The organism is Halobellus inordinatus, from assembly GCF_024498335.1.
GTDB classification, from domain to species: Archaea; Halobacteriota; Halobacteria; order Halobacteriales; family Haloferacaceae; genus Haloquadratum; species Haloquadratum inordinatus.
On record NZ_CP101825.1, the window covers coordinates 2,119,809 to 2,142,770 of the forward strand.

21 protein-coding genes and 1 tRNA gene are annotated in these 22,962 nt (G+C 65.8%); 10 read left to right on the forward strand and 12 right to left on the reverse strand.

Annotated elements, in window-relative coordinates:
• Positions 1-19: 19 nt before the first annotated feature.
• Entirely contained in the window at positions 20-925 is a 906-nt protein-coding gene (rocF, locus tag NO362_RS10775; RefSeq protein ID WP_256545246.1) for an arginase, read from the forward strand.
• A 74-nt stretch (positions 926-999) separates the two neighbouring features.
• Here rocF and gyrA read toward each other — a convergent pair whose 3' ends face one another.
• Together gyrA and gyrB are read right to left on the reverse strand one after the other, a co-directional pair.
• A complete protein-coding gene (gene gyrA / locus NO362_RS10780; RefSeq protein ID WP_256545247.1) occupies positions 1,000-3,561 on the reverse strand; it encodes a DNA gyrase subunit A in 2,562 nt (853 codons plus the stop codon).
• The gene (gene gyrB, locus NO362_RS10785; protein ID WP_256289864.1) at positions 3,562-5,511 is read right to left on the reverse strand and encodes a DNA topoisomerase (ATP-hydrolyzing) subunit B; all 1,950 of its coding nucleotides are present in this window, start codon (positions 5,509-5,511) and stop codon (positions 3,562-3,564) included.
• Positions 5,512-5,806: 295 nt separating this feature from the next.
• On the opposite strand from gyrB, the gene NO362_RS10790 reads away from it, so the two are divergent.
• Positions 5,807-6,154: a ferredoxin gene (locus NO362_RS10790; protein ID WP_121570413.1), complete on the forward strand. Its 348-nt coding sequence runs from the start codon at positions 5,807-5,809 to the stop codon at positions 6,152-6,154.
• Between the two features lie 75 nt (positions 6,155-6,229).
• A tRNA-Leu gene (locus tag NO362_RS10795) sits at positions 6,230-6,314 on the forward strand.
• Between the two features lie 167 nt (positions 6,315-6,481).
• Here NO362_RS10795 and NO362_RS10800 read toward each other — a convergent pair.
• On the reverse strand, positions 6,482-6,916 hold the full coding sequence (locus NO362_RS10800; RefSeq protein WP_256545248.1) for a universal stress protein: 435 nt from the start codon (positions 6,914-6,916) through the stop codon (positions 6,482-6,484).
• Positions 6,917-7,124: 208 nt separating this feature from the next.
• On the opposite strand from NO362_RS10800, the gene NO362_RS10805 reads away from it, so the two are divergent.
• Positions 7,125-8,786 (forward strand): TraB/GumN family protein, encoded by a 1,662-nt coding sequence (locus NO362_RS10805; protein WP_256545249.1) that lies wholly within the window; start codon positions 7,125-7,127, stop codon positions 8,784-8,786.
• A 114-nt stretch (positions 8,787-8,900) separates the two neighbouring features.
• Positions 8,901-9,536 carry a zinc metalloprotease gene (locus tag NO362_RS10810; RefSeq protein ID WP_256545250.1) on the forward strand — a complete coding sequence of 212 codons (636 nt, stop codon included), beginning with the start codon at positions 8,901-8,903 and terminating at the stop codon, positions 9,534-9,536.
• A 21-nt stretch (positions 9,537-9,557) separates the two neighbouring features.
• Here the strand turns inward: NO362_RS10810 and NO362_RS10815 are convergent, their stop codons facing one another.
• On the reverse strand, positions 9,558-9,830 hold the full coding sequence (locus NO362_RS10815) for a DUF8028 family protein (RefSeq protein ID WP_256545251.1): 273 nt from the start codon (positions 9,828-9,830) through the stop codon (positions 9,558-9,560).
• 294 nt (positions 9,831-10,124) lie between these two features.
• On the opposite strand from NO362_RS10815, the gene purM reads away from it, so the two are divergent.
• Together purM and NO362_RS10825 are read left to right on the forward strand one after the other, a co-directional pair.
• On the forward strand, positions 10,125-11,141 hold the full coding sequence (gene purM / locus NO362_RS10820; protein WP_256545252.1) for a phosphoribosylformylglycinamidine cyclo-ligase: 1,017 nt from the start codon (positions 10,125-10,127) through the stop codon (positions 11,139-11,141).
• 31 nt (positions 11,142-11,172) lie between these two features.
• Complete coding sequence (locus tag NO362_RS10825; protein WP_256545253.1) at positions 11,173-12,555, forward strand: cytochrome P450; 1,383 nt, start codon at positions 11,173-11,175, stop codon at positions 12,553-12,555.
• Between the two features lie 37 nt (positions 12,556-12,592).
• Here NO362_RS10825 and NO362_RS10830 read toward each other — a convergent pair whose 3' ends face one another.
• Positions 12,593-13,135 carry a CBS domain-containing protein gene (locus tag NO362_RS10830; protein WP_121570421.1) on the reverse strand — a complete coding sequence of 181 codons (543 nt, stop codon included), beginning with the start codon at positions 13,133-13,135 and terminating at the stop codon, positions 12,593-12,595.
• A gap of 85 nt (positions 13,136-13,220) precedes the next feature.
• The gene (locus tag NO362_RS10835) at positions 13,221-13,592 is read right to left on the reverse strand and encodes a DUF555 domain-containing protein (protein ID WP_256545254.1); all 372 of its coding nucleotides are present in this window, start codon (positions 13,590-13,592) and stop codon (positions 13,221-13,223) included.
• Between the two features lie 289 nt (positions 13,593-13,881).
• Here NO362_RS10835 and NO362_RS10840 point away from each other — a divergent pair, with 289 nt between their 5' ends.
• Complete coding sequence (locus NO362_RS10840; RefSeq protein WP_256545255.1) at positions 13,882-14,067, forward strand: hypothetical protein; 186 nt, start codon at positions 13,882-13,884, stop codon at positions 14,065-14,067.
• A gap of 294 nt (positions 14,068-14,361) precedes the next feature.
• A complete protein-coding gene (gene psmB / locus NO362_RS10845) occupies positions 14,362-15,093 on the forward strand; it encodes an archaeal proteasome endopeptidase complex subunit beta (RefSeq protein WP_256545256.1) in 732 nt (243 codons plus the stop codon).
• A gap of 52 nt (positions 15,094-15,145) precedes the next feature.
• On the opposite strand, the gene NO362_RS10850 is transcribed toward psmB, so the two are convergent.
• Positions 15,146-16,678, reverse strand: coding sequence for a glutamate-cysteine ligase family protein (locus NO362_RS10850; protein WP_256545257.1), 1,533 nt, complete (start codon positions 16,676-16,678; stop codon positions 15,146-15,148).
• A gap of 115 nt (positions 16,679-16,793) precedes the next feature.
• On the opposite strand from NO362_RS10850, the gene ligA reads away from it, so the two are divergent.
• Complete coding sequence (gene ligA, locus NO362_RS10855) at positions 16,794-18,671, forward strand: ATP-dependent DNA ligase LigA (RefSeq protein ID WP_256545258.1); 1,878 nt, start codon at positions 16,794-16,796, stop codon at positions 18,669-18,671.
• Between the two features lie 93 nt (positions 18,672-18,764).
• Here ligA and thiD read toward each other — a convergent pair whose 3' ends face one another.
• The 5 genes from thiD to NO362_RS10880 all read right to left on the reverse strand — a co-directional run bounded on the left by thiD (position 18,765) and on the right by NO362_RS10880 (position 22,959).
• Positions 18,765-19,676 carry a bifunctional hydroxymethylpyrimidine kinase/phosphomethylpyrimidine kinase gene (gene thiD / locus NO362_RS10860; RefSeq protein WP_256545259.1) on the reverse strand — a complete coding sequence of 304 codons (912 nt, stop codon included), beginning with the start codon at positions 19,674-19,676 and terminating at the stop codon, positions 18,765-18,767.
• Positions 19,673-20,515 carry a hydroxyethylthiazole kinase gene (gene thiM, locus NO362_RS10865; RefSeq protein WP_256545260.1) on the reverse strand — a complete coding sequence of 281 codons (843 nt, stop codon included), beginning with the start codon at positions 20,513-20,515 and terminating at the stop codon, positions 19,673-19,675. The genes thiD and thiM overlap by 4 nt, the downstream gene beginning before the upstream one ends.
• The gene (thiE, locus tag NO362_RS10870) at positions 20,512-21,198 is read right to left on the reverse strand and encodes a thiamine phosphate synthase (RefSeq protein ID WP_256545261.1); all 687 of its coding nucleotides are present in this window, start codon (positions 21,196-21,198) and stop codon (positions 20,512-20,514) included. Before thiE ends, thiM begins: the two co-directional genes overlap by 4 nt.
• A gap of 232 nt (positions 21,199-21,430) precedes the next feature.
• Entirely contained in the window at positions 21,431-21,736 is a 306-nt protein-coding gene (locus NO362_RS10875) for a HalOD1 output domain-containing protein (RefSeq protein WP_256545263.1), read from the reverse strand.
• A gap of 128 nt (positions 21,737-21,864) precedes the next feature.
• Positions 21,865-22,959: a DNA topoisomerase IV subunit A gene (locus NO362_RS10880; protein ID WP_256289881.1), complete on the reverse strand. Its 1,095-nt coding sequence runs from the start codon at positions 22,957-22,959 to the stop codon at positions 21,865-21,867.
• Positions 22,960-22,962: the final 3 nt, after the last annotated feature.

A 22,962-nucleotide genomic window follows, 5' to 3' on the forward strand; every position in this document is an offset into this window, starting at 1 on the left:
CGACGCCTACGGTCGACGTATGACGACCGTACGTATCATCGGCGCGCCGACGGACTACGGCGCGAACCGACGGGGCGTAGATATGGGGCCCTCGGCGATCAGGTACGCCGGACTCGCCGAAGAACTGGAACGCACGGGAGTCGAGGCTGTCGACGACGGCGACGTCCTCGCGCCGCACGCCGAAGAACGCGACCCGGACGCCGAGACGCTCCCCTCCGGACGAGCGAAGTTTCTCCGCGAAACTCGCGAAGTCGTGACGAGTCTCGCGGATCGCGTCGAGGGGTCACTCGCGGACGGCGAGGTACCGCTCGTACTCGGCGGCGACCACTCGGTCGCGATCGGCTCTGTGACCGGGTCGGCGCGCGACGCCGAGATCGGTGTCGTGTGGTTCGACGCCCACGGCGACTGCAACACCCCGGAGACGTCGCCGTCGGGGAACGTCCACGGGATGCCGCTGGCGGCCGTCCTCGGCATCGGCGAGTTCGCCGACGTCGCGTGGGCCAACGCGAGCGGACTGCGCCCCGAAAACGTCGCGATCGTCGGGCTTCGCGACGTCGACGAGCGCGAACGCAAAGCGATCGCAGAGACCGACGTGACCACCTTCACGATGTCCGACATCGACGAACGGGGGATCACGAACGTCGTCGACGATGCGCTCGACGTGGCCACCACTGGAACAGACGGTCTCCACGTGAGCCTCGATCTCGACTGGCTCGATCCCCGTGAAGCACCGGGCGTCGGGACCCCCGTTCGCGGCGGCGTCACGTACCGCGAAGCCCACTCGGCGCTCGAAGCGGTCGCCGACCGCGACTGCCTCCGCTCGATCGAACTCGTCGAGATCAATCCGATCCTCGACGAACGCAACGAAACGGCGTCGCTCGCGGTCGAGTTGGCGGCGAGCGCGCTCGGAAAACAGATCCTCTGACGCTCTATGCGACGTCACCGCACACCGGATTTCCGGTGAACCGTCGGCGAGATGACCGCTCGCCCTGAACGCCGTTATTTCGCTTCGGTATCGGCGTCAGCGACGGCGTCGACTTCAGCCTCGGCTTCGTCTTCGAGTTCGTCCTCCGCACCCGCCGCGAAGTGCACGTCGACGCTCGCGACGGCGTCGCCGGCGGCGAGATCCATCACGATGACGCCCATCGTGTTTCGGCCCACGATGGAGACGTCTTCGACGGGCGTCCGGAGGATCTGCCCGTCACCGCTCATCACGAACAGGTGGTCGCCGGGGCCGACCGTCTCTAACTCACAGACGCGGCCGTTGCGGTCGTTCGTCTTGATGTCGATGAGGCCCTTCCCGTTCCGGGACTGTCGGCGGTACTGTCCGACGTCGGTCCGCTTGCCGTAGCCGTTCTCGGTGACGGTGAGGACCCACTCGTGGCGGTCAGGTTCGACGGCCGCCAGCGCGGCGACCTCGTCGCCGCCCTCCAGGTCGATCCCGCGGACGCCGCGGGCCGAGCGGCCCATCGACCGGACTTCGTCCTCGGCGAAGCGGATCGCCATTCCGTCGCGACTCGCGAGGATCAGGTCCCGACTCCCGTCGGTGACTTCGACGTCGGCGAGGGCGTCCTCGTCGTCGAGTTTCGTCGCGATGATCCCCGTCGAACGGATGTTCTGGAACTTTTCGACGCTCGTCCGCTTGACGTACCCGTTCCGGGTCGCCATCGTGAGGTACTTCTCCTCCTCGGATTCGATCTCGGCGGTGTTGACGACGGCGGTGATCTCCTCGCCGTCGTCGAGATCGAGCAGATTGACGGCAGACTTCCCGCGGGCGGTGCGTGACATCTCCGGAACCTGATAGGTCTTCAGCTGATAGACCTGTCCGTGGTTGGTGAAGTACAGCAGATAATCGTGAGTGCTCGCGACGTACACCGAGGAGACCCGGTCGCCTTCCTTCAATTCGGTGCCGATGATCCCCTTCCCGCCGCGGTGCTGGGCGCGGAAGCTGTCCAGCGGCATCCGCTTGATGTAGTCGTCCTCGGTGACGACGACCACGACGTCCTCCTCGGCGATGAGGTCCTCGTGTGTGACCGTGCCGGTGTCTTCGATGATCGACGTCCGCCGGTCGTCGTCGTATTCGTCTTTGATCTTCGCCAGTTCGTCTGTGACGACGGCGTCGAGTTCGTCGGGGTCCTCGAGGATCGTTTCGAGGCGCTCGATCCGTTCTTGGACCTCCTCGTACTCGGATTCGATCTCGTCGGCTTCCATCGCAGTGAGCGACCCGAGCTGCATCGCGACGATGTGATCGGCCTGCGCTTCCGAGAAGTCGAAAGACGGCAGCGGCTCGCCGTCCGCCTCGACGACGTGCTCGCCGCGCAGTGCGGCTTTCGCGTCGTCACGGCTCTCGGAGTTTCGGATGACGGAAACGACGTCGTCGACGTTCTCTAGAGCTTGCAGTCGGCCTTCGAGAATGTGGGCGCGCTCTTTCCGCTCGTCGAGTTCGTACGCCGAACGGCGACGGACGACGTCGCGCCGGTGCTCGACGTACTCTGCGAGCGTCTCTTTCAGCGTGAGGACCTTTGGTTGGCCGTCGACGAGCGCGAGGTTGATGACGCCGAACGTCGATTCGAGGTGGTGTTCCAGCAGTTGGTTTTTGACGATCTCGGCGTTGGCACCGCGCTTGAGCTCGACGACGACGCGGATGCCGTCGCGGTCGGACTCGTCGCGCAGATCGCGGATGCCCTCGATCTTCCCTTCGTTGACGTCGTCGGCGATGCGTTCGACGAGCCGCGCTTTGTTCTCCTGATACGGGAGTTCGGTGATGACGATCCGGTCGTCTTGGACCTCGAACTCGGCACGGACGCGGACCCGACCGCGACCCGTCTTGTACGCCTTGTGGATCGCGTTGCGGCCGACGATGTTCGCGCCGGTCGGGAAGTCCGGTCCCTTGACGTACTCCATCAGATCCTCGACGGTGGCGTCGGGGTTCTCGATGAGGTGAGTCGTCGCGTCGATCACCTCACCCAGGTTGTGCGGTGGGATGTTCGTCGACATCCCGACTGCGATCCCCGAAGAACCGTTGACCAGGAGGTTCGGGAACGCCGAGGGCAGGACCTCGGGCTCCTGTAGCCGGTCGTCGTAGTTCGACTGGAAGTCGACGGTGTCCATCTCGATGTCGTCGAGGAGTTCCTCGGCGATGGGAGCCATCCGCGCCTCCGTGTACCGCATCGCCGCCGGCGGGTCGCCGTCGACGGAGCCGAAGTTCCCCTGACCGTCGACGAGCGGGTAGCGCATCGAGAAGTCCTGCGCCATCCGTGCGAGCGTGTCGTAGATCGCCGAGTCGCCGTGCGGGTGGTAATCACCCATCGTCTCGCCGACGATCGAGGACGACTTCCGGTGCGAGGAGCGGGCGGTGATGCCCGACTCGTGCATCGCATAGAGGATGCGCCGGTGGACGGGTTTGAGGCCGTCCCGGACGTCCGGGAGTGCCCGCCCCGCGATGACCGACATCGCGTAGTCGATGTAAGACTGTTCCATCTCCTGTTCGATCCGTGCGGTCTCGACCTCCGCGGCGATTCCCGCCCCGGGATCGAAGGCCTCTGGTGCGTCAGAACTCATCTATATGTCCACCCATTCGGCTTCGGTCGCTCGGTCTTTGATGAACTGCTTGCGCGGTTCGACGGCGTCGCCCATCAGCACGGAAAACATCTTGTCCGCCGCAGCGGCGTCCTCTACGGTGATCTGCTTGAGAACCCGGTTCTCGGGGTTCATCGTCGTATCCCAGAGCTGATCGGGGTTCATTTCACCGAGGCCCTTGAACCGCTGGACCTGCGTGGGGTTGCCGTTGCACTTCTCTTCGATGATGCGGTCGCGTTCGGCCTCCGTCATCGCGTCGTAGGTCTCCCCGCGGTAGCGGACGCGGTACAACGGCGGCTTGGCCGCGTAGACGTAGCCCGCTTCGACGAGCGGCCGCATATGGCGATACAACAGCGTCAGAAGCAGCGTCCGGATGTGTGCGCCGTCGACGTCGGCGTCCGTCATCAGGATGATCCGCTCGTAGCGGACGTCCTCGATGTCGAACTCCTCACCGACACCCGCGCCGATCGCGGTGATGAGCGCTCGCACTTCGTCGTTCTCCAGCACGCGGTCGAGCCGGTGTTTCTCGACGTTCAGGATCTTCCCTTTGATCGGGAGGATAGCCTGGAAGCGGCGGTCGCGACCCTGCTTTGCGCTACCGCCCGCGGAGTCGCCCTCGACGACGAACAGCTCGGACTCGGCGGGATCGCGGCTCTGACAGTCCGCGAGTTTACCCGGCAGCGACGTCGACTCCAGCGCGGATTTCCGGCGGGTGAGTTCTTCGGCCTGCTTCGCGGCCTTGCGGGCCTTCGCGGCCTCGACCGCCTTGCTGACGATCGCTGTGGCAGTGTCGGGATGCTCCTCGAAGTACGTCCCCAGTTTCTCGTGGGTGACGGATTCGGTGATCCCGCGCACTTCGCTGTTGCCGAGTTTCGTCTTCGTCTGTCCCTCGAACTGCGGATCGGGGTGTTTGACGGAGATGACTGCGGTCAGTCCCTCGCGGACGTCCTCGCCCTTCAGGGAGTCGAGGTCGTCCAGCAAGTCGTGCTCGCTGGCGTAGTCGTTGACGACGCGGGTCAGCGCCGTTTTGAAGCCAGTGAGGTGGGTCCCGCCCTCGCGGGTGTTGATGTTGTTTGCGAAGGCGTGAATCGAGCCCTGCAGTTCCTCTGTTGCCTGCAACGCCACTTCGACCTCGATGTCGTCCTCGGTGTCGGTGTAGTAGATGACGTCGTCGTGGAGGACGGTCTTCGTCTCGTCGAGATAGCGGACGAACTCGCGGATGCCGCCCTCGTAGCAAAACTCGCGTGAGCGCCCCTCGGGGACGGTCTCGTCGTCTTCGTCGCCGACGGCACCGGGTTCTTCGACGAGTCGGATCTCGACGCCGGAGTTGAGGAAGGCGAGTTCGCGAAGTCGGTTTTCGAGCGTCGAAAACTCGAAGTCGACCGTCTCGAAGATCTCCTCGTCGGGCCAGAAACGAACGGTCGTGCCCGTCTCTTCGTCCTCGTCGAGGTCGCGGACGCGCTCGAAGGCGCCCGCCTCGGGTTCGCCGTGGTCGAAGCTGTCTCGCCAGAGCGCGCCGTCGCGCTTGATCTCGACTTCGAGGCGGCTCGACAGCGCGTTGACGACGGAGACGCCGACGCCGTGGAGCCCGCCGGAGACCTGGTAGGATTTGTTGTCGAACTTCCCGCCGGCGTGGAGGACAGTCATAATAACCTCGACAGCGGGGCGATCGTACTGCTCGTGGGTGTCGACCGGGACGCCCCGGCCGTTGTCGGAGACCGACACCGAGCCGTCGTCGTGGAGCGTGACTTCGATGTGGTCGCAGTACCCCGCGAGCGCTTCGTCGATCGCGTTGTCGACGACCTCGTAGACGAGGTGATGTAACCCTCGCGAGTCCGTCGACCCGATGTACATCGCCGGGCGCTTCCTGACGGCTTCTAAGCCTTCGAGGACCTGAATCTGCCCGGCCCCGTACTCAGTATCGCGTGACATTGAACGTGTCTTCGTTAAGCTACCTCCATTCTTAAACCCTCGCACGCGCGGGCGCGAAACTACGTATGATACCACGCCTCGGGAGAGCAGTTTCACAGATCGTTCGATCAAGCGCAACACGGCGGCCAGTAAGGGCGTCCTACTGGGGCTGATACTGTCGGACAGAACTGTGTGAAGCGTATCGGCACCCCGTGGGTGCCAACATAGTTCACGAACTGCTGTCCGACAGTATGGGACCACGTGCCGACCTCGGTGAACCGACAGCGCAAAGGCGACCGCGCGGCTACGAGCGGGTATGAGCGACGCCGAGGACGAGCCGCTGAAGCCCAGCGACGTCGGCGACGAGTCGAACGCCCCGCCGATCTCCGAGAAGCCCTACAAGATCATCTTCGAGGGGAACAAATGCATCGGGGCCGGCCGCTGTGCGGAGGTCGCCGACAACTGGGAGATGGACATCAAATCCGGTCTCGCAAATCCGAAATCGTACTTCATCGGCGAGGACGAACTCGAAGAGAACATCCGCGCTGCGGAGGTCTGCCCCGGGAAGAAAGACAAAGGCGTCATCCACGTCGTCGACCGGCGGACTGACGAGGAGATCGCACCGGATCCGCACGGCGACGGGACGCTCAGCGTCGACTGGTAGGCGAGCGACGACGTGCGTTCCGCCCGACAGGCGAAGCGAAACCACTAACCGGCCGTCCGCGGAATGGCCGCTTGCGCGGGGGTGGCTGAGCTAGGCCAAAGGCGGCGGACTTAAGATCCGCTCCCGTAGGGGTTCGTGGGTTCAAATCCCATCCCCCGCACTGCGTGTCCGAGCGTCAGCGAGGACCGCTCGTTTACGGTGGGAGTTGAATCAGGGAACAACTTCGTTGTGACCGTGGTTCAAATCCCATCCCCCGCATTCGAATCTGCGAGCGAAGCGAGCAGTTCGGCTTCTATGGGTGATTTTGAGTCGTGCCGAGCGCACTGCTCATTTCTCTGCGGGCGACGTCCGAACCGTGAGGACCGGTACCTCGGAGTGCTGAACGACTCGTTCCGCAACGCTGCCGAGCAGGACGTGCGGGAGCCCCGTACGCCCGTGTGTGCCGAGGACGACGAGGTCGACGTCGTTCTCGTCGGCGTACGCGAGAATCTCCTGATGCGGCGTCCCATACTGGACCGCGGTGATCGCGTAGATACCGACGTCCGCCGCGCGGTCGTGGATCTCCGCGACGGAGGTTCGCCCGGCTTCCTCTACCCCTTCTTGGACGGACTGGCTGTGCGCGTCGAGTGGAACAGCCGAGGTGTCGACGACGTGGAGGACGTGCAGCGTCGCCTCGCTCAACCGCGCGAGGTGGATCGCGTGTTCGGCCACGCGCGCCATCCCGTCGCTCCCGTCGGTCGGGACCAGAATGGTGTCGTACATCACCGCTAGTTCGTCGGGTTCACACTAAGGTAGTGAGTCCGTACGGGTGCTGAGGAGGGGTTACGGTTGCTCCTGGGGATCACGGCGGCTCACTGGGGATCACGGCTGCTCACTGGGACCACGGCTGGTCACTGCGTCGTATCGCGCGCCGTCGAACCGCGGTCGAATCTCCGACAGGGGTAAAAACCACGGTGCGGTAGAAAGACCAATGAGTCAGGAAGCGGCCGAGAAGGGTCGCGTCCGCGTCGTCGGTACTGCGCACGTCTCCGAGGAGAGCGTCCGCGAGGTGGAAGAGACGATCGAGGCGGAACGCCCCGACGTCGTCGCCGTCGAACTCGACGAGGGACGATACCGGCAGATGAAGGGCGGAGAGCCCGACGACATCGAGCCCGGGGACCTGCTCCGCGGCAACACGGTGTTTCAGTTCATCGCCTACTGGATGCTGTCGTACGTGCAGGCGCGCCTGGGCGAGGAGTTCGACGTGACGCCCGGTGCAGATATGCTCTCGGCGGTCGACACCGCCGAAGAACACGGAATCGACGTCGCGCTCGTCGACCGCGACATCAACGAGACGATGCAACGCTTCTGGTCGCAGATGGGGATCGTCGAGAAACTCCGTATGGTGGGCGGACTCGCCTTCGGAATCGGCGACAGCCGCGGCGTCGGCCTCGCCGCGGGCGTCGCCCTCGGTGTGATCTTCGGCCCGCTGGTGGCGATCTTCGGTGGGAGCGTCGGCATCGGACTCCCGTTGCTCTCGCGCGTCACCGGCGGCGTGATCCTTGCAGTCGGCGTCGCGGCCGCGATCTGGACGTTCGGCGCGTCGCTTCTCTCCGCCGAGGATCGTCTCGTCGCAGCGCTGGCCGCGGGCGTCGCAATCGGCGGCATCGGCGGCGTCGGCTTCGGTCTCGCCGCACCCGCTGTCGATCTCCTGGGTTCGTTCGTCGTGCGCGTCGTCGGCAGTATGGCGGTCGGCATCGTCGGCGGCCTCCTCGTCGGCGGCGTGCTCGGGCAGTTCGCCTCGACGTTCGGCTACGGAGAGGTCGAAGACGTCGAGGAGTTCGATATGTCCGAGATGACCGACACCGACGTCGTGAGCGCGATGATGGAGGAGTTCCGGCAGTTCTCTCCCGGTGGGGCGGCAGCGCTCATCGACGAGCGCGACGCGTTCATCGCGCACAAACTGGTCGCGCTCCGGCAGTCCGGCGCGGACGTCGTCGCCGTCGTCGGCGCGGGCCACCGCGAGGGGATCGAACGCTACCTCGACCACCCCGAGGAACTCCCGCCGATGTCGTCGCTGACTGGAACGGACGGCGGCGGCGTCCCCTGGGCGAAAGTCGTCGGGACGGGCATCTCGCTCGTCGTGGTCGGCTTCTTCGCGCTACTGGCGCTCTCGTCGGCCGGCAACGACACGCTCTTGCGACTGTTCGGCACGTGGTTCCTCGTCAACGGTCTCTTCGCAGCAGGGCTCGCGAAGGCGGCGGGCGCGCGGTGGTCGTCCTCGCTCGTCGGCGGCGCAGTCGCGTGGATGACGTCGATCAACCCCTTCCTCGCGCCGGGGTGGTTCACGGGCTACATCGAACTCCAGCACGACCCCGTGAACATCTCCGACATCGGCACGCTCAACGAACTGCTCGCCGACGAGGAGAAACCGATCCCGGATCTGATGAACGAGATGTTCGCCGTGCCGCTGTTCCGCCTCATCGTCGTCGTCGCGGCGACGAACATCGGCAGCATCGTCGCCTCCGCGCTGTTCGTCGCGTACCTGCTCCCGCTGTTCGCGCTCGATCTCGGGGGTGCAGCGGGCGTGACCCAACTGCTCTTCGAGGGCGCGAAGAACGGCTGGGAGATCCTCTGGAACGCGATTGGGTGACGTGACGTCCTGTGGGTCCGCTTGCGCGGATCGCCTTTGGGGGTCGTCCATATTTCAGCCCGTTCACTGCAACCCACAAGGGCCAACACCCCACGCCCCGTACGCCCAGTCGGAATGAACACGTCTCGAATTTCCTTCAGCTCCAAAGAGCTGCAAGATCTGGCGCTGGCGTGGATTGCCCTCGGCGTCGCCTTCGCCATCTTCTTCGCCGGTGGTGGCCAGCGCGCAGTCACCGGCATTCTACAGGGCGGCGTCGTCGCCCCCATCCTGCTCAGCCTCCTGACTGCTGGCGTCGGCTTTCTCCTCCACGAAATCGCCCACAAAGTCGTCGCCGTCCGTTTCGGCCAGGTCGCAGAGTTTCGCGCGGACTACGGAATGCTCTTTCTCGCCGTCGTCAGCTCGCTCGCCGGCTTCATCTTCGCGGCTCCCGGCGCGGTCTATCACCGCGGTCGACTGACCGCCCGCGAGCACGGCCTCATCGCGATCGCCGGCCCCGTAACGAACGCCCTTCTCGCCGTCGTCTTCCTGCCGGTGTTCTTCCTCGGCGTGCTCGTCGGCTCCGACTTCCTCGCACTCGCGGGGTCGCGCGGACTCACGATCAATCTCTTCTTGGCGACGTTCAATATGCTCCCGTTCGGCCCGCTCGACGGGAAGACCGTGCTGAGCTGGAGTAACACCGTCTTCGCGGGGTTCTTCGTGCCCTCGCTGTTGTTGACGATCGGCGCGTTCGTGGTCGGATTCGGGTTCTGACCCGGCGGCAGCGTCCGACAGTCACTCGGCGCTCGACGCTGGCTCGTGTCCGTGCCCGAGTACGAACGCGAGCACGTTGAGAGCGACCAGACCGGCGAAGAGGAGGGCTTCGCCACCGGTCAGGCCGCCGAAGATGAGCGGGAGGTACGTGAACGGCAGTACGATGGCAGCCCAGAAGCTCGCCGCCGCCGTGCTGCGGAGGCCAGCGCGAGTAGCTGCACCGACGACACTGAGACCGCGACGGAGGGCGTCGCGCGCGAGGGTCGCTTCGAGAGAGTGGGGGACACTGGACATCTGTGTTTCCTCACTTCCTCGTAGAACTGGCACCCACATATAACGCGACGAGCGTTCAGTCGTTTCGTGACCGTTTACCGGGGTTCGAGGACGTTTCAGGGACGTTTTATGAGCCATCCAGAAGCGCTTAGACCGTTCATTCTCTGATATGCGAACGTATCTCCAAGTAGCTACTCCCGCGACCGCGGGTGTCGGTATCGCAGTGACGAGGACGTCGGGTGGACTCCTTCTCGTCAAGTGCTGGCCCGCCCGGAGACCGGACGTATTTTCTTGCCCCGACGCGGGCATTCGGATATGACTGACGACGACGCGAGGGCGGACCCGGATGGGAACGCGGAGCCCGAATCTGACGACGAGAAACTGACGTACGCCGAGGCGGGCGTCGACATCGAAGCGAGCGAGGCCGCGACGGCGGCGCTGATCGGCGCGGTCGGCGAGAGCGAGGGCGACTACGCCGGACTGCTCGACATCGGCGACCGCTACCTCGCGCTCGCCACCGACGGCGTCGGGACGAAACTGCTCGTCGCGGAAGCGCTCTCGGACTACTCGACGGTCGGTATCGACTGCATCGCGATGAACGCAAACGACCTCGTCGCGGCCGGCGTGCGCCCGGTAGCGTTCGTCGACTACCTCGCAGTCGACGACCCCGACGAGACGTTCGCCGAGCAGGTCGGCGAGGGCCTCCGGGCCGGTGCCGACGAGGCAGCCCTCGAACTCGTCGGCGGCGAGACGGCCGTGATGCCAGAAGTCATCCGTGGCCTCGACCTCGCGGGGACCTGCGCCGGCCTCGCCGCGAAGGACGCCATCTTCCCCGGCGAAGCGGATCCGGGCGACGCACTCGTCGGCTTCCGGTCCTCGGGCATCCACTCGAACGGCCTCACGCTCGCCCGGACGGCCGTCACGCGCGACCACGAGTACACTGACGCCTGCCCGTTCGGCGACTACGACACGCTCGGGGAGGCGCTGCTGGAACCGACCCGGATCTACACGCACCTCCTCGATCCGATGCGCGAACACGACGTCCGCGCCGCCGCACACGTCACCGGCGGCGGGTGGACGAACCTCGAACGGATGGGCGACTACCGCTACGTCGTCGAGGACGCCTTCGACCCCCAGCCGGTATTCGAGTTCGTCCAGTCGGAGGGCAACGTCTCCGACGAGGAGATGCACCGGACGTTCAATATGGGCACGGGCTTCGTCTGCGCGCTCGCACCCGAGGACGCCGAAGCGCTCGCCGACGCCACCGACGGACGCGTGATCGGCCGCGTCGAGGAGGGCGAGGGCGTCTCGATCCGCGGTCTCGAACTCTGATCGCGACTCGATTCCACTATCTATCCGGACAATGAGTGATTCCAGCGGCGATCCGTCAGAGAAGCCGCGGGGCGGTGTCGGTGACGAACGCCGCCCGCCCGCACCGGCGGGCGTCCCGCTCCTCGGCAACGCCGTCGGGTTCGCGCGGGATCCGTTCGACTTCACCGTCGACGCCGTCGAGGAGGTCGGCGACGCATTCCGCATCGACCTCCCCGTCGGGGACCGCTACGTCCTCGCGCATCCGGACTACGCAGAGCGCGTCCTCGTGACCGACCGCGACGCGTTCGCGAAGACCGACGACTTCCCGCTCGCGTTCGGTAACAGCGTCATCGCCGTCGAGGGCGACGACTGGCGCGAGCAGCGTGACTTTCTCGATCCGTTCTTCTTCGCATCGCGGATTCAGTCGTTCCTCCCGACGATGCGCGAGCAAGTCGTCCGCCGCGCCGACTCGTGGACCGACGGCCAGGAGATCGCGCTTCTGTCCGAGATGCAAGGGCTGACGTTCGACATCCTCGCGACGACGCTTCTCGGCATCGACGCGGGCGCTGACCGCGACGGTTTGCGGGCGGCCGCAGACGATCTGAACGCCTACTTCGAACCCGCGACGTGGATGCTCCCCGACTGGCTGCCGACACCTGCTCGGCGTCGCTTCGACGCAGCCAAGGCGACGCTCCGCGAGGAGGTGTATTCGCTGCTGGAGAACGCCGACAGAACGGACACAGACGACCGAGCGGAAGGCGTCGACCTGGTGGCGACGCTCGCGACGGCGCTTGGTGCTGGCAGTGGGGACGACACCGACAGCTACCCCCGCGAGACGGACGCTGCTATCGATCAATTGATCGGCCTCGTCTTCGCGGGCCACGAGACGACCGCGCTCGCGCTGACGTTCACGCTGTACTGTCTCGCAGAGAACCCCGAGACGTATCGGCGCGTGGAAACCGAACTCGCGGACGTTCTCGGTGAGGAGCCGGTCCGGTGGGAACACCTCGACGACCTCCCGACGCTTGCGCGCGTCGTCGACGAGAGCCTCCGCCTGTATCCGCCGGTCCACGCGCTCCCGCGAGAAACGAAGCGCCCTGTGAGGTTTGATGACGACGTCGTCCCCGAAGGCGCCGAAGTGCTCGTTTCAGTCTTCGCGATGCATCACGACGAGCGTTTCTGGGACGACCCGACGACGTTCGATCCGACGCGGTGGCGCGACCGGGACCGCTCGGCGGACGCGTACCTCCCGTTCGGTGCGGGGCCGCGGCGGTGTCTCGGTGCGACCTTCGCGCGCGTCGAAGCGCGAGTCGCGCTGGCGGAACTCCTCCGGCGGTTCCGATTCGAGCGCGTCGGGGACGGATCACTGTCGCTTTCGCCGCAGATGACGACCCAGCCGGCGGGTGAGGTCCCGATGATAGTTCGTCGGCGCTAGCGACGGCGGCGCAGCAGAAAACCGAAACGGCGACAGTCTACACGCGGGCCGCGACGTCGGCCTCAGTCACGATGCCGATCGTTTCGCCGCTCTCGACGACGAGAACAGCCGAGTGGTGATCGAGCGCGGCGTCGATCTCCTCGAGGGTCGCCGAACGCTCGACTGTCGTGACCGACTCGCGCATCACGTCGGCGACGGGGAGCGTCCCGACGTCGTCGTTCTCCTGTGCGTGCCGGATGTCGCTGTTCGAGATGATGCCGACGGGGCGGCCATCGCGGATGACGGGCAACTGTGAGAAGCCCTCGTCGAGCATCACGTCGCGTGCGAAGTGGACCGAGTCGTCGGGCGCAACGCTCGTCACGTCCTCGTTCATCAGGTCGTCCGCGCGGACGACGCTGCCTTCGGCCTCTTCGAGCGCGTTCACGATCCGACGGAGCGTCGAGAGCCGCGGATCGACGTCGCCGCCCTCGATCCGCGCGATGAGCGGCTGGGAGACGCTTGCCATCTCGGCGAGGGTGCTCTGCGTCAGGTCCAACTCCGTGCGACGCTGGCGCAGGTCCTGCGGGGTCGGAAGTTCCATAGTACTAATTACCCGAGGTTATACGAAAGTGTTTCGGGGTCGTCGCCGGGGACCCCAAGTAGGCCAGCGGACGGTCCGGACCGGGTTAGCGGTCGTCGCGGTCGTCCTCGTCGGCTTCGGTCTCGATGACGTCGATGACCGAGAGCGGGACGTCACGGAGCGCGCCGCCGACTTCGCTCTTGGCGATACGCGACGCGTGTTCCTCGCTGTCGGCGTTGAACACGTCGATCTCGAGTAGTAGCCCGACGAGCGCAGTGTTCGCTGCAATGAACGCGGAGTCGAATGGTTCGCCACAAGCCGGACACGGCGTCGCCCCGACTTCGACCTCGACGTACTCTTTGTCTTTGTCGTTGAGTCGCTTCCCGGCCTCGCTGACCGCGACGCCGATGGCGTCGTCGATGTCATCGACGTCGCGGACCAGCCACGCGGCCTCCATCGCGACGAGATAGTTGCTCATACGCTGAGGACGCACTGCGGGGTTTCGTGTCTTGTGGTTCGCACGCGCCAGTGCGAGTGGTTGTCACCGATTCGATCCGGCGTTGGGCGCGTACGCGACGACAATACTGCGCATAACTTATGCCGACGAACAGTGCGGATGACCGCGTTCGTACGACGTGACCCCGGCTTCGGACAACTGTTCTTGTGGTGTCGCAAAGTCGGCTTGAATCGCACGACAGCGTGGACGTCTATCTCTCCGGCGACGAGGAAGATTTATATACCACCGTCGCCGCCAGCACGCTAAGGCGATGATGACAGACCTGCACCGGGGCGCGGCCTTCCTGCTGTATCAGACGACGCTCCTCTTCGGCATCCTGGCGATGCCGATCGCGCTGTTCGCGCGGCGGCTGGGGCTCACCCTACCCGTCCGACCACTTATCGAGTCCGCCGAGCGGACCTACGAGCGCGCCGAAGGTCGCGGCCAGAGCCGCTAGACGAATCGAGATTTTGGGCGTCCAGAACGGTTCTGAGTGACAACGCGACGCAGTTCTCGCAATGACTATAGTAGCATTCGCAAGTCTTCACTCATCGGATCGTCCGCTGTCGTGCGATCAGATGAGCAATCAGTCGCAAATGCTACTATAGCTTGGTTGACGGTGTCACGCGGACGGAAACGACGATCGACACAGCGTTCAGAGACACCTGCCGATGTGTCGTCGCCGCGGTCGATACTGGCAACAGCAGTGGGAAGGGTGGCATTTATCAGCGGTGGGCGACAACACCGGGTAATGCGTACTCCTACGAGTGATGACGTTTCGGGGCGTCTCGATCCGCTGAACGGTGAGCACTCCGACGTCTTCTCGCCGGAACTCGGCGAGTTCTCCAACGCCGAACAACGAGCCGAACAGATGGGCGACAAAGAGACCAAGACGGGGACGACGACCGTCGGTCTGAAAACGTCCGAGGGCGTCGTCCTCGCGACGGATATGCGCGCCAGCCTCGGTCGGATGGTCTCCTCGAAGAACGTCCAGAAGGTCGAGGAGATCCACCCGAGAGGCGCGCTGACGATCGCGGGCTCCGTCTCGGCCGCACAGTCGCTCATCAGTTCGATCCGCGCAGAGGTGCGACTCTACGAGTCCCGACGCGGCGAGGATATGAGTATGCAGGCGCTCTCGACGCTCCTCGGGAACTTCCTCCGCTCGGGCGCGTTCTTCATCGTCCAGCCGATCCTCGGCGGCGTCGACGAGGAAGGACCCCACATCTACAGCATCGACCCCGCCGGGTCGATTCTCGAAGAGGAGTACACCGTCACGGGCTCGGGTAGTCAGTACGCCCTCGGTGTCCTCGAACAGGAGTACAACGAGGACCTCTCGATCGAGGAGGCCAAGTCCGTCGCCGCGCGCGCAATCCAGAGCGCCGTCGAGCGCGACCTCGCGTCCGGTAACGGGATCAACGTCTGTGTCGTCACCGAGGACGGCGTCGACATCACCCAGCACAAGGACTTCGACGAGGTCCTGTAAGGCCGAGCGTTCGGGACTCGCCCCGATCGATCTTCGACCCGTCTCGCTTCTCCTACAACCAGTCCGCGAACGACCCGTCCAGCAGTGTCTCCCGCTGCTTCCGCACGTAGTCGCGCTGCATCTCCGCGACGGCGTCGGCGAATGAGTCGCCGTCGGCGAGGTACTCTCTGACCCGGTCGACCTTCCAATCGGCCGGCGTCGTCTCGTGTTCGACGCGCGCACGGAGGGGGTCGACGTACTTCTCGGCCTCCGCTTCCGAGCAGCCAGCAGCGGTGAGCCCGTCGACCGCGTGTGCGAAGATGTCGTCGTAGACCGTCTCGGGGTCCATCGTCTCGACGCCGTCGTTACAGATCCACCGCTGGCCGCTGTCGAGCCCGTCCCGCATCGCCGCATAGAAGTTCTCCCTGGCGGTCGACCACGGCTGATCCGTCGCGGGGTGGCGACGTCGCGGGAGACTCTCCATCAGTCCGGCGAACGTCGCCTGGAACGCGATCGAGTCGCGGACGGTCGGCTGTGCTGCGATCGGTCGGAACTCGATGCGCGCGTTCGCCGAAGACCGCGACGCGCCGTCGAAGACTGGGCGGACCCAGCGCCAGTAGGTGCCGTGCTTGCGACGGAGCGTGGCGAACTCGTCGTCGAAGCGATTCCCTTCGGGGACGGGCATCGGGACCATCGTCGCGTCGCTCGCGACTCGGTCGACCGCCTGCTCGACGGTATCGAGGTCCTCCGGGAAGCACACTTTCTTCACGTCCTCCGTGTTGAGGACGGATTCGAACACGAGGATTCGGTGTTCGGCGTAGCCGTCGGCGAGGATCTTCTGCGCGCCGACGTCGTCGTAGAGGTCCGGCGGGAAGAACGGGGAGTTGACGCCGAGCGCGAGGAGCGGTCCGGCGATCCGGAGCCCGTAGTTGAAGTACGTCGGGAGGTCGGCGGCGTGTGCGACCTGGTAGTGCGGCTGGATCGAGGTGATGAGTGACTCCGGCATCACGGTGTCGGCCGAGAGCGTGACGTTGGGCGCATCGATCGTCAGCTGCTCGGGCGACGCCGGGCCGTTCGCCATCGCGTGATACCGGACCGAGCCGCTCATATTCGTCGCGATCCGGATGCCGTCGGCCTCGACGCTGTCGGTGAGGTACTCCCGGGCCGTCTCGCCGGCCGGCGGGATCGTCCACAGTCCGTCGCTCACGAGGCGAATTCCCTCTGCCCCGGTACAGTCGAGCGCCGCGCCCAGTCGCGCACGGACTTCCGATTCCTGCGCACGGAGGCCGTCGGGGTTCAGGGGCTGCGGACTGGTCGTCATCTCGGCGTTGTGGAGGCCGAGTTCCTTCTCGAAGCCGATGAGTTCGAGCAGCCGACGCGGCACGCGCATCAGCGCGTAGACGTCGGCGTCGTCGGAGGCCGCCCACCGGCCGTCGGCGACGGCGTAGAACTCGTACTCCAAGCCCACGATCGACTGGTGGTTGTCGAAGGTGCCCTCCCTGAGTTCGGACTTCACCACTTCGGCGTCCGTCCGCGCCTGCGCCTCGAACTCCTCGGGGTCGACGGCGAGCGCGTCCCGAACCGACGCCGCCAAGTCCTCAGTCATAGCCCACCCTGGGCGGGCGGACGGCTTCAAACCCGTGGCTTCCAGCGAGAACCGGCGCCGAAATTTTCGTCCCGAGTCGGCGGACTCTTGTCGGCGTGGCGGCTACGCTCGCCCGATGCAGTTCGCCGAGTTCGCCGCACGCGCTGCCGAAATCGAAGACGAGCCGGGGGATCTAGCGACAGTCGACCACGTTTGTGACCTCCTCGGCGACGCCGGCACGGACCTCCCGGTGGTCGTCCGCTTCCTCCAGGGTCGGGTGTTCCCCGCCTGGGACGCGACGACGCTCGATATCGGTCCGGCACTCCTCCACGAAGCGATCGCTCGCGCCGCGGGGCAGAACGTCGACGCCGACGACGTCGAGGCGAAACTCGCTGACGTCGGTGAGATCGGCGCGGTCGCGGCGACCTACGAGTTCGGCGGCCAGCGCGGTCTCAGCGCGTTTTCCGGTAGCGGGCCGGACGAGTTGACCGTCGCAGAAGTCGACGAGCAACTCCGCGAGATCGCGGCGACGATCGGCGAGGGCAGCGAGCGCCGGCGACTCGATACGCTGTTCGGGCTGTTCAACCGGGCCTCCGCCTCCGAGGCGAAGTTCCTTGCCCGGTTGGTCCTCGGCGAGATGCGGATCGGCGTCGGCGAAGGAACAGTCCGGGACGCCATCGCCGAGGCGTTCCTCGATATCGACGTAGAGGACACAAACGCGGACGGGGACGTGGACGCAAACGCCGATATAGACGCGGACGAACAGGTGGATGCCGACGGAGACACAGACGCGGACCCGGACGACCCGGATGGCGCAGGCCCTCCCGCCGAGAGCGGCACCCCCGACAGCGCGCGCGTCGACGGCGACGATACGGACGACCCCGTCGTCGCCGTCGAGCACGCCCTGCAAGTCTCGAACGACTACGGGATGGTCGCACGCGTCGCTCGCGAGTCGGGCCGCGAGGGCCTCGACGACGTCGGCCTCGAAGTCGGTCGCCCGGTGCAGGCGATGCTCGCGCAGGCCGGCAGCGCCACCGAGGCGATCGACGAGTGGGGCGAGGCGGTCGTCGAGACCAAGTTCGACGGCGCACGGGTCCAGGTCCACTACGACGGAGAGACGACCGCGCTCTTCTCGCGGAATATGGACGACGTGACCGACCCGCTCCCGGAGGTCGTCGAGTTCGTCGAGTCGGCGATCGACGTGCCGGTCGTCCTCGACGGCGAAGTGGTCGCGGTCGACGACGACGGCTCACCGCTCCCCTTTCAGGAGGTACTGCGGCGCTTCCGCCGGAAGTACGACGTCGAGCAGATGCGCGAGGAGGTCCGCGTCGAACTGCGCGCGTTCGACTGTCTGCACGCCGACGGCGGCGACCTGCTCGACGCGCCGCTGGTCGAGCGCCACGATCGACTCGCGGAACTGCTCGGCGACACCGACGCCGTCTCCGACATCAGCGTCGCGGCCGACCCCGACGAGGTCGCGACGGTCGAGGAAGCGGCCCTCGACGCGGGCCACGAGGGGATTATGCTGAAAGATCCCCAGTCGACGTACGCGCCGGGCAAGCGCGGCCGGAACTGGCTGAAGCGCAAGCCCGACGTGGAGACGCTGGATCTTGTCGTCACCGGCGCGGAGTGGGGCGAAGGCCGCCGGGCGAACCTCCTGGGGACGTTTCTGCTGTCGGCGCGGGCGGACGGTGCAGACGACCGAGCCGACGACGGAACTGCCGGCGGCGACGCCTACGTCACACTCGGGAAAGTCGCGACCGGGATCACCGACGAGGAACTCGAATCCCTGACCGAACGGCTGACGCCGCACATCGAACACGAGGACGGCCAGACAGTCTCGGTCGAGCCAGCGGTCGTCTTCGAGGTCGGCTACGAGGAGATACAGCAGTCACCGACCTACTCGTCGGGCTACGCCCTCCGATTCCCGCGGTTCGTCGGCGTCCGCGAGGACAAGTCGCCGGCCGACGCCGACAGCCTCGATCGCGTGGAGCGACTGGCCGACGAGCAGTAATCGCGCGGTAGACGAACAGTAGTCGCGCGGCCGACGGACAGTCGTCACACAGCAGACGAACAGCCGTCGCGGTGGGCGGCCCTCAGCTGGTCGCTAGTCGCGCTGAGAAGCGTCGTCGCGGTCGCCCTCGATACTACTCCGCGCTCCGCTCGGCGCGAGGTGGTTCACGCTCCCCGATCCGCCGATGGCTGCCGATCGCTCGATGGCGGCGCGAGTGAACGCGACACCCTGTTCGACGGCGTCGACGAGCGCATCGCCGTGAGCCAACCGCGCCGTGATCGCACTCGCGAGTGTGCAGCCCGATCCGTGAGTTTGTGCGTTCTCGACCCGCTCGTGCTCGAACGTCGCCGTCGGGAGGCGGTCGCCCGCTCCCGAGTCTGCCTCGGTGTAGAGGACGTCGCGGACGATAGCACCGTCTCCGTCGCTCTCGTCGGCGTGTCCGTCCGCCGCCTCGCTCACGTGCCCGCCTTTGAACAGCACGGCGTCGGCCCCCCACTGGAAGAACTGCGCGGCGGCGGACGCCCGCGACTCGGGTGCATCCGGCCAGATTCCGGTGAGCGCCTCGGTTTCGTCGGCGTTCGGCGTGACGAGGGTCGCGCGAGCGAACAACTCGGTGTAGGCGTCCACGGCGTCTGCAGCGAGGAGTCGATCGCCGGCGGTCGCGACCATCACTGGGTCGATCACGACGGGGCCGTCGTAGTCCGCGAGGCACTGATCAACCGTTCTGACGGCGTCCGCGATCGCGAGCATCCCGAGTTTCACTGCGTCGACGTCGACGTCGCCCGCGACGGCGTCGAACTGCGCGCGGACGTCCTCGGGAGGGAGGACGTGGGTCGATTCGACGCCCTGCGTGTGCTGGGCGGTGACGGCGACGACGACGGAACCGCCGTACACGCCGAGTCGCGTCAGCGTCTTCAAATCGGCCTGAAGGCCCGCCCCGCCGCTGGAATCGCTCGACGCGATCGTGAGTGCGTAGGGAGGCCGCTGCGGATCTGCTCGGGTCATTCGTAATACGCCTTTGCGGTGGGCACGCGCGCGATGCGGTCCTTTGCATTCGAGAGTGACGTCGGATCGAGTCCAGCTATGGCATCTAGGAATGCGATCTCGTAACTCGCTGGCCCCGCGTAGTCGCCGTACTCGCCTGCGGCCGCCGCTTCACCGGCGAGACCGAACGCGACGGTGCCAGCCAGCGCCGCCGACAGTGGATCGTCGACCGCGCCGCAGAACGCGGCGAGCGTGCCGCCGAGGAGACAGCCGGTCCCGACGACCTCGCCCATCAGCGAGTGGCCGACGTCGACCTCGAACGCCGCCTCCTCGGAGGCCACGACGTCCGTCTTTCCCGAGGCGACGACGACCGCGTCCGTCTGGCGCGCACACGCTATCGCGGTCTCGGCGATGTCCGCGTGTTCGCCGGTGGATTCGACGCCGCGAACGTCGCTGTGCTCGCCCGCGAGGGCGGCGATCTCGCCGCGATTCCCCTTGATCACGTCGGCTGCGAGCTCGGTCGTCAAGCGCTCGGCAACGCGCGAGCGGGTCGGCGTCGCGCCGGCACCGACGGGGTCGACGACGAGGGCGGCCCCGTGCGCTGCCGCGGCGCGTCCAGCAGTCACCATCGCCTCCTCGCCGGCCTCGCTGACGGTGCCCATATTGAGCAGGCACGCCTGGGAGGCGGCGACCATCTCCTCGACTTCCCGGACGTCGTCGGACATCACCGGCAGGCCGCCCCAGTGGAGGATGACGTTCGCGACCGCGTTCACGGTCACGTCGTTCGTGATCGCGTTGACCAACGGCGTCGCCGCCTCGACTGCGGCGAGCGCCTCTTTGGGACCGACGGCCTCGCTCATCGCTGCTGCACCTCCGGGGACTCGGCGACCGACCGGACGCGCTGGCGCAACTGCCGGGTGGCCGCCTCGGGGTCGGCGGCGGCCGTGATCGCGGAGACGACCGCGACGCCCGCAGCACCCGCTTCGACCACCGGGGCGGCGTTTTCGGGCGTGATTCCCCCGATCCCGACGACCGGAACGTCGACCGCGTCGGCGATCGCCGCGACGGTTTCGGTTCCGATCTCTGCGCTGGCGTCGTCGACGTCTTTCGTATCGGTCCCGTAGACGGCACCGACGCCCAGGTAGTCCGCACCGGCCTGCTCGGCGTCGCGCGCCGCGGCGGGCGTCGAGACGGACCGGCCGACGATGGCCGCCGAACCGAGAACGTCGCGGGCGGCCGCAACCGGGAGGTCGTCGTCGCCGAGGTGGACTCCGTCGGCGTCGAGGGCAGCGGCCAGATCAACGCGGTCGTTCACGAGGAACGGCACGCCTGCGTCGCGAGTTCGCTCGCGGACCGCCTGACCCAATTCGTAGCGCTGGCGAGCGCTCGCGTGCTTTTCGCGGAGTTGCACGACGTCGATGCCCCCTTCGATAGCGGCGTCGACGACTTCGACCGTAGACCGGCCAGCGGCCCGGTCTCCCTGGGTGACGAGATACGTCTGGAGGGATAGTTCGGTCTGAGTGCGTTCTACATCGAATGTCATTATCGGGTAGTACCATATAGTAATAGAATAAAAAGGTCTGTGACTTCTCGCTGGCTGGGTACAGCGCGTCCATAACGGCGCCGGGATAGACGCCGCTCACGGAGGTCAGAGCTCGTTCCGGAGGATCCGGCAGGATGTGATAGGGGTTATCTATCGTAAGTCCTCATAGATTTCTCGCCGGACGATACGGCGAGAATCTCCGAACAGTTACGAGAATCCCTATGAAAACTGGCTACTCGGCGGTTCCGTCGGCCTCGTAGACTTCGATATCGTCGACTGTGATCACGACCGGGTGGTCCCAGATGATTGTCGACAACGCCACGTCGTCACGGGCCGATTCGAACAGCGCGTCGAGGGCATCGAGGTCGATCCACTCGTAGAGCGGATCGCGTCCCGAGAGGTCGACGTCGAGCGGCGTCGTCGCGAATGCCGAGACGATGGCGTCGACGAAGTTTTCGTCACCGTCGCGGGCGTACGTGACCACCGGCGCAGAATCCGTGAGTTCGGCCATCGTGATGCCTCGCTTGGTGGTACTCATACGTTGCTCCATCGCGTCGGGACATAAAAAGACAACCGCTCGAATATCGCTTTCGATATTTTACACCTCAGATCCCGAACTCGGTCACGCAGGAGTTCGATCGACCGAGAACGCGAGTGTGGCCGATCTTACAGCACGCCCATCGACGAGAGGCGCTCGGGAAGGTACGTCTCGGTGACGAAATCGAGCCCGCGAGCGGCGAGCGCCTGCTGTTCGGCCTTCTTTTCGAGGTCGAGCTGCAGTTCGATCTGCTCGGTCCAGTAGTCGCTCTGGAAGCGCGGGTCCTCCAGTTCGGATTCGAGGGCGTTGATGTCGGAGTCTGCCAGCGGATCGGTCGGGAGGTCGTACTCGACGATGTCCTCCGGTTGGATTCCCACGAACCGCGCCTCCGGCGTCGCGAGGTACTCCGAGAGGTGCGCGGACTTGATCGAGCCGTAGGCGACCGAGCCGTAGATCCGGTAGGACCACGGGTCGCCGTCTGTGAACACCACGACCGGCAGGTCGAGTTCGTCGTGGAGTCGCTTCGTGATCCGACGCGTCGCTCGCGCGGGCTGGCCCTTCAAGTGGACGACCAGGCAGTTGTACTCATCGTCGAAGCCGTTCTCCACGAGGCGGTCGCGCATCCCACCGGTCTCCACACAGAGAACGAAGTCGATGTCGTGATCGAGGAAGTCGATCGTGTCGGGGTTGTTCGGGATCTGATAGCCGCCCTCGCCGACGTCCTTCTGACAGTGGATCTCGCGCTCGCCGCGGCGGGTCTGCTCTCGAAGCTCCAGCGGCCCCATAAGGGTCGCCCCCGACTCCTCGGGCCGCATATGGAAGTCCTCGCGGGTGACTTCCGAGACGATTTCGAGGTCTTCGACCAGTTGGTTCGACTCGTCTTGGCTCTTGAACTGGGCCTCCTCGTTGTCCCACGACTCAGAGAGGTAGTACAGCTCACGCAGCGTCGAGGAGCGATCCTCCTCTAACTGATTGACGAGGAACTCGATCGTATACGACGCCTTCAGCAATTTCCGGGCGCCGCGGACGCTGTTGGCCGTGCGGGTCGACGTTCGGTCGCCGTAGACCCACACGTTCGAGTCCTCGTCGAAGACGATGTTCGATTTCGTCCGCGTGGGGATGTCCATATGCGGTACCTCGCCCGCCGCGAACTGGTCGTAGAACTCCGCGGCGAGGTCGACGAGGCGTTCCTGTGCGAGTTCGTCGTCCTGTTTCGTGCTCATAGT

Excerpts from the sequence above, each read along its gene's own strand:
- NO362_RS10815 (WP_256545251.1), bottom strand. The coding sequence starts at position 9,830 with ATGTCCAGTGTCCCCCACTCTCTCGAAGCGACCCTCGCGCGCGACGCC.
- gyrA (WP_256545247.1), bottom strand. The coding sequence starts at position 3,561 with ATGAGTTCTGACGCACCAGAGGCCTTCGATCCCGGGGCGGGAATCGCC.
- NO362_RS10810 (WP_256545250.1), top strand. The coding sequence starts at position 8,901 with ATGAACACGTCTCGAATTTCCTTCAGCTCCAAAGAGCTGCAAGATCTG.
- NO362_RS10835 (WP_256545254.1), bottom strand. The coding sequence starts at position 13,592 with ATGAGCAACTATCTCGTCGCGATGGAGGCCGCGTGGCTGGTCCGCGAC.
- gyrB (WP_256289864.1), bottom strand. The coding sequence starts at position 5,511 with ATGTCACGCGATACTGAGTACGGGGCCGGGCAGATTCAGGTCCTCGAA.
- NO362_RS10875 (WP_256545263.1), bottom strand. The coding sequence starts at position 21,736 with ATGAGTACCACCAAGCGAGGCATCACGATGGCCGAACTCACGGATTCT.
- thiD (WP_256545259.1), bottom strand. The coding sequence starts at position 19,676 with ATGACCCGAGCAGATCCGCAGCGGCCTCCCTACGCACTCACGATCGCG.
- thiM (WP_256545260.1), bottom strand. The coding sequence starts at position 20,515 with ATGAGCGAGGCCGTCGGTCCCAAAGAGGCGCTCGCCGCAGTCGAGGCG.
- psmB (WP_256545256.1), top strand. The coding sequence starts at position 14,362 with ATGCGTACTCCTACGAGTGATGACGTTTCGGGGCGTCTCGATCCGCTG.
- NO362_RS10880 (WP_256289881.1), bottom strand. The coding sequence starts at position 22,959 with ATGAGCACGAAACAGGACGACGAACTCGCACAGGAACGCCTCGTCGAC.
- ligA (WP_256545258.1), top strand. The coding sequence starts at position 16,794 with ATGCAGTTCGCCGAGTTCGCCGCACGCGCTGCCGAAATCGAAGACGAG.
- thiE (WP_256545261.1), bottom strand. The coding sequence starts at position 21,198 with ATGACATTCGATGTAGAACGCACTCAGACCGAACTATCCCTCCAGACG.
- NO362_RS10840 (WP_256545255.1), top strand. The coding sequence starts at position 13,882 with ATGATGACAGACCTGCACCGGGGCGCGGCCTTCCTGCTGTATCAGACG.
- NO362_RS10830 (WP_121570421.1), bottom strand. The coding sequence starts at position 13,135 with ATGGAACTTCCGACCCCGCAGGACCTGCGCCAGCGTCGCACGGAGTTG.
- rocF (WP_256545246.1), top strand. The coding sequence starts at position 20 with ATGACGACCGTACGTATCATCGGCGCGCCGACGGACTACGGCGCGAAC.
- NO362_RS10850 (WP_256545257.1), bottom strand. The coding sequence starts at position 16,678 with ATGACTGAGGACTTGGCGGCGTCGGTTCGGGACGCGCTCGCCGTCGAC.
- NO362_RS10800 (WP_256545248.1), bottom strand. The coding sequence starts at position 6,916 with ATGTACGACACCATTCTGGTCCCGACCGACGGGAGCGACGGGATGGCG.
- NO362_RS10790 (WP_121570413.1), top strand. The coding sequence starts at position 5,807 with ATGAGCGACGCCGAGGACGAGCCGCTGAAGCCCAGCGACGTCGGCGAC.
- NO362_RS10825 (WP_256545253.1), top strand. The coding sequence starts at position 11,173 with ATGAGTGATTCCAGCGGCGATCCGTCAGAGAAGCCGCGGGGCGGTGTC.
- purM (WP_256545252.1), top strand. The coding sequence starts at position 10,125 with ATGACTGACGACGACGCGAGGGCGGACCCGGATGGGAACGCGGAGCCC.
- NO362_RS10805 (WP_256545249.1), top strand. The coding sequence starts at position 7,125 with ATGAGTCAGGAAGCGGCCGAGAAGGGTCGCGTCCGCGTCGTCGGTACT.